The sequence below is a fragment of the Klebsiella sp. MS 92-3 genome, assembly GCF_000195655.1.
GTDB lineage: Bacteria > Pseudomonadota > Gammaproteobacteria > Enterobacterales > Enterobacteriaceae > Klebsiella > Klebsiella pneumoniae.
In genome coordinates this window covers 76,946-81,834 of record NZ_GL882855.1, presented here as the reverse complement: position 1 = coordinate 81,834, position 4,889 = coordinate 76,946, and the positions used below count along the sequence as shown (strand labels likewise).

At 65.3% G+C, this 4,889-nt stretch carries 6 protein-coding genes and 1 pseudogene; all 7 read right to left on the bottom strand.

The window, feature by feature from the left end; all coding sequences use genetic code 11:
• Positions 1 to 150 precede the first annotated feature (150 nt).
• Entirely contained in the window at positions 151 to 993 is an 843-nt protein-coding gene (gene ccmI / locus HMPREF9538_RS04180) for a c-type cytochrome biogenesis protein CcmI (RefSeq protein WP_009486120.1), read from the bottom strand.
• Complete coding sequence (locus HMPREF9538_RS04185) at positions 990 to 1,436, bottom strand: cytochrome c-type biogenesis protein (protein ID WP_074194234.1); 447 nt, start codon at positions 1,434 to 1,436, stop codon at positions 990 to 992. The genes ccmI and HMPREF9538_RS04185 overlap by 4 nt, the downstream gene beginning before the upstream one ends.
• An 11-nt stretch (positions 1,437 to 1,447) precedes the next feature.
• Entirely contained in the window at positions 1,448 to 2,002 is a 555-nt protein-coding gene (locus tag HMPREF9538_RS04190; RefSeq protein ID WP_002908216.1) for a DsbE family thiol:disulfide interchange protein, read from the bottom strand.
• Positions 1,999 to 3,951 carry a heme lyase CcmF/NrfE family subunit gene (locus tag HMPREF9538_RS04195; protein ID WP_009486118.1) on the bottom strand — a complete coding sequence of 651 codons (1,953 nt, stop codon included), beginning with the start codon at positions 3,949 to 3,951 and terminating at the stop codon, positions 1,999 to 2,001. The genes HMPREF9538_RS04190 and HMPREF9538_RS04195 overlap by 4 nt, the downstream gene beginning before the upstream one ends.
• Complete coding sequence (ccmE, locus tag HMPREF9538_RS04200; protein ID WP_004143391.1) at positions 3,948 to 4,406, bottom strand: cytochrome c maturation protein CcmE; 459 nt, start codon at positions 4,404 to 4,406, stop codon at positions 3,948 to 3,950. The genes HMPREF9538_RS04195 and ccmE overlap by 4 nt, the downstream gene beginning before the upstream one ends.
• The gene (gene ccmD, locus HMPREF9538_RS04205) at positions 4,390 to 4,620 is read right to left on the bottom strand and encodes a heme exporter protein CcmD (protein WP_004218114.1); all 231 of its coding nucleotides are present in this window, start codon (positions 4,618 to 4,620) and stop codon (positions 4,390 to 4,392) included. Before ccmD ends, ccmE begins: the two co-directional genes overlap by 17 nt.
• Positions 4,617 to 4,889 (bottom strand): annotated as a pseudogene (locus HMPREF9538_RS30550) (heme ABC transporter permease); the annotation flags it as partial. The gene ccmD and the pseudogene HMPREF9538_RS30550, both read right to left, overlap by 4 nt.

The window sequence follows — 4,889 nt, the reverse complement described above, 5'->3', positions numbered from 1 at the left end:
AGGCCCGCGCAAGCGTAGCGCCGCCGGGCAAGGACAGCGGGCACGGAGCCGATTTTTTGCCGGGTGGCGGCTGCGCCTGACCCGGCCTACAAAACCAGGGCTGACCGTACCGCCCTCGCGGCAGACCCCACGTTCAGCGCCGCCGGGCAGTTATTGCGCCTGCTGCTGCGCCTGCGCCAGCTGGCGGACGATCGCCTCGCGCCGCGCATCCCCTTCCGGTAGCCGGGCCAGCAACGCCTGCAGGGCCGCCACGGCCTCGGGGTAATCTTCATTACGCACCGCGCTCAGGGCCAGCATCTCAAGCACCGGCAGGCTGTTCGGCTGCCGCTGATGCAGGTCGCGCAGCAGCAGCTCGCCCATCCGAACCTGGCCGCTATCTCCCGCCCGCACCAGCGCGCTGGCGTAATCGAAAGCCGCCGCCGGGTCGTCCGCCGCCAGAGCATGCGCCCGGCCAAAGGCGCCGATCGCCGTCTCGCCATCGTTTAACAACAGGCCCAGCCGCCCAAGCAGCTGCCAGCCGGCGAGGTCGTTCGGCGTATCCTGCAGGTGGCTGCGCAGGCCAAGCCGCAGCTCCGCCAGCTCATCCATTCGCAGCGGCGCCGCCGTCGGGTCCTTAACCTGCTGCAACAGTGCAGGATAATGTCGTTCAGCCTGCTGCCAGAGCAGCACCTGACCAATATCGCTGGTTTTCAGATACAGGCCCAGACTCAGGACCACCAGCAGCAGCGCGCCCGGAAGCAGCGCCCAGCGGCGTAACGGCCGTTCGCCAGACTGTGCCTGGGGCGGAATATCCGTCAGCAGGGTGCGCTGCAGTTCGACGACCAGCGCCGGGTTGTCCTCGCCGCGCTCCTGCGCCAGCTCCTGCAGGCGCGACTGGTACAGGGCGCGGTTGAGGGCATCGCGGTCTACCGCCCCTTTGCCCGACCACGGGAAGTACAGCAGCCCCAGCGCGCCAGCCAGCAACAGCCCGGCGATAACTACCAACAGGCTCATCGTTCTTTTCCTTCTTGCAATAATGCCGCCAGCCGCTGGCGCTCTTCGACGCTGAGCGCCGCGTCAGGAATGTCGCGACGGCGCGCGCGGGCGATAATCACTCCCGCGCCCGCCAGCACGAACAGCCCCGGCCCCAGCCACAGCAGCACCGTGCCCGCGGTCAGCGGCGGCTCGTAGCTGACAAAATGACCGTAGCGGGCCACCATATAGTCAACGATCTGCCCTTTCGTTTTCCCCTGCTGCATCAGCTCGTACACCTTCTGCCGCATATCAGCGGCAATCATCGCGTTTGAGTCGGCGATGCTGTTGTTCTGGCATTTCGGGCAGCGCAGTTGGGAGGTGATCTCGCGGAAGGCCTGCTCCTGGGCCTCATCCTTAAACTGCCAGGTATCGATGGCGGCCCACGTCTGGCCGGTCAGCATCAGCGCCAGCAGGATGACTATTACACGTCTCATCAGCCCGCCCTCCGGTTGTATTGATCCCACAGCGGCTGGAGCTCCTCGCGCCACACCCGTTCGTTCAGGTCGCCGGCGTGCCGCCAGCGGATAATGCCCTGACCGTCGATGAGAAACGTCTCCGGCGCGCCATAGACCCCGAGATCCAGGCCAAGCATGCCGTTGCCGTCGTAGAGGCTCAGCCTGTAGGGATTACCCAGGCGCTGCAGCCAGCTCATCGCCTTCTGGCGATCGTCTTTGTAGTTCATCCCCACCACCCTCACGCCCTGCTGCGCCAGGCCGTTGAGAAACTGATGCTCGGCGCGACAGGTTGGACACCAGGTGGCCCAGACGTTGAGCAGCAGCGGCTTGCCGTCAATCAGCGTCCGTCGGTCCAGCGTCTGACCGGGGGTATTCAGCGCTTCAAGGCGAAATTCCGGCAGCGGTTTGCCAATCAGCGCCGACTCGAGGGTCGTCGGGTCATCGCCATCGGCGTTGCGCATCAGCTGCCAGAACAGCGCGGCGGCCAGCGCCAGAAACAGCACCAGCGGGATAAACAGTAGCTTCCGGTTCATGAGGCCTCCTGCAGCTTCTTACGCATCCGGTAGCGCGGGTCGAGCATGCAGCACAGACCGCCGAGGGCCATCAGCACCCCGCCGTACCAGATCCAGCGAACGAACGGTTTATAGTACAGACGCACCGCCCAGCTGCCGTCGCTCAGCTCTTCCCCCAGCGCGGCGTACAGATCGCGGGTCAGCCCGCCGCTGATCGCCGCCTCGGTCATCATCATCCGGCTGGCGGTGTAAAAGCGCTTCTCAGCATACAGCGTCGCTTCCGGGCGGCCGTTGCGGGTCACGGCGATAATGCCTTCGCCGCCGGTCCAGTTGGGCCCGACGATATTGCGCACGCCGTTAAACACAAAGTGATAGCGGTGGATATCGATGCTGTCGCCGGGACGCATCCGTACATCGCGCTCCACGCTGTAGTTCTGGCTGAAGGTGATGCCGATAACGGTCACCGCCACGCCGACGTGACCGAGCACCATCCCCCACTGGCTGCGGGTCAGGGCGCGCAGGCCGCGCCAGAAACCGTGGCGGTGGGTGGCCCGTTCGTGAACCTCCAGCAGGGCGAAGATCAGCACCCACAGGGCCATCATCAGGCCAGTGACCGCCATGGCGGTGATACGATCCTGCAGCAGCCACGGCAGCGCCAGAGAAAGTGACAACGTCACCAGCAGAGCGATAATCAGGCGCTTAATCTGCCTGGCGACGTCATCGCGCCGCCAGCGGATCAGCGGCCCCAGCCCCAGCAGCAGCGCAAACGGCGCCATCAGGGCGGTGAACATGGTGTTAAAGAACGGCTCGCCGATGGAGATGCTGCCGAGGCCCAGCTCTTTATGCACCAGCGGCAGCAGCGTTCCGAGGAGCACCACCAGCATCGCGGCCATCAGCAAGATATTGTTGCCAAGCAGGAACGTCTCGCGCGACCAAAGCGTATGTTCCACCCGCGCCCGCACCCGGCCGCCCTTCAGGGCGTACAGCAGCAGCGACCCGCCGATGGCGACAATCAGCAGTACCAGAATAAACAGCCCGCGCGACGGATCCGAGGCGAAGGCATGCACCGAAACCAGCACCCCGGAGCGCACCAGGAAGGTGCCCAGCAGGCACAGGGAGAAGGCGGCGATGGCCAGCAGCACCGTCCAGGCGCGGAAGCTGCCCCGCTTCTCGGTTACCGCCAGGGAGTGCAGCAGCGCGGTTCCCACCAGCCACGGCATAAACGAGGCGTTTTCCACCGGGTCCCAGAACCACCAGCCGCCCCAGCCCAGTTCGTAGTATGCCCACGCCGAGCCCAGCACGATGCCGAGAGTGAGGAACATCCATGCCGCCTGGGTCCAGGGACGCGACCAGCGCGCCCAGGCAGTATCCAGCCGGCCCGCCAGCAGCGAGGCGATGGCGAAGGCGAAAGCCACCGAGAAGCCGACGTAACCCATATAGAGGATCGGCGGATGGAAAATCATGCCGATATCCTGCAGCAGCGGATTGAGGTCGCGGCCATCAATGGGGTACTGCGGCAGGCCGCGGCTGAACGGGTTGGAGGTAAAGAGGATAAACAGCAGGAACCCAAAGGCGATCATCCCCATCACCGCCAGCACCCGGGCGACGGCGTCGAGCGGCATCCGGCGGCTGAAGATGGCGACGGCGAAGGTCCAGACGCTGAGCAGCAGAACCCACAGCAGCAGCGAGCCCTCGTGCGCCCCCCAGGTTGCCGCCACCCGATACCACACCGGCAGCGCGCTGTTGGAGTTTTCCGCCACGTAGCGGACGGTAAAGTCATTGACCACAAAGGCGTGCACCAGCAGCAGGAAGGCGCCGCCGATACAGGCGAATAGCCCCCAGGCCAGCGGCCGCGCCAGGGCCATCAGCCGCCGATCCTGCCGCGCCGCGCCCCACAGGGGATAGACGCTCAGGAGCAGCGCCAGCCCCGCCGCCAGACACAATAAAAAGTTGCCCAGCTCCGGCATCATGGCTGCGCCCCCGTTTTCTCCGGCGTCATGGCGTTTTTCACCTCCGGCGGCGTGTAATTTTCATCATGTTTGGCCAGCACCTGCTGGGCGGTAATATGCCGCTCGCCGTCCAGTACGCCCTGGGCCACCACGCCCTGCCCTTCACGAAACAGGTCCGGCAAAATGCCCTTATAGCTGACGTCCACCACCCCGCGGGCGTCATACAGCTTAAAGCGCACGTCGAGAGTTTGCGGGTCGCGCTGCAGGGAGCCCGGCTGAACGTAGCCCCCCACCCGCAGGCGCTGCCCGGTATGGGGTAGCGCCCGGGTTTCCGTTTTGCCGTAGATAATTTCCCCCGGGGTGTAGAACAGATCGATATTGCTGCTCAGGGCGTACAGCGTCAGGCTGACGGTGAGCCCAAGTCCGGCGAGCACCGCCAGCACGATATACAGCCGGGTTTTACGACGCGCTTGCATCCGCGCCCTCCTTGTCATGTTCGCGGGCGGCAGCGATCCGCCGCTCGCGCGCCTGCTGGCGTCGCACCTCATGGAACAGCGCCCGCCGCGCCCACAGGGTATGCACCGTCAGCAGGCCAAAGGCGGCGACGGCCACGGCCACCGCCAGCCAGACGTACACGGCATAGCCGCCCATATTCAGGAAGGCGGCGAAAGACGAAAAGGCGGGGCTCATCGGGCGGCTCCTTTATTCACCAGCGCCACCACCCACGGTCGACGGCGCTCCAGCTGCAGGATCAGGTTACGCAGGCGCATCAGGGTCAGGGTGACCGACAGCGTGAGGAAGGCAAAGATGCAGATCCGCAGCGGCAGACGCATGCTTGGGTCGATGGTTTGCTGCAGGTTGGTCGAGCCCTGGTGCAGGGTGTTCCACCAGTAGACCGAGTAATGAATGATGGGCAGATTGACCACCCCGACCAGCACGAGGATCCCCGCCGCGCGCCC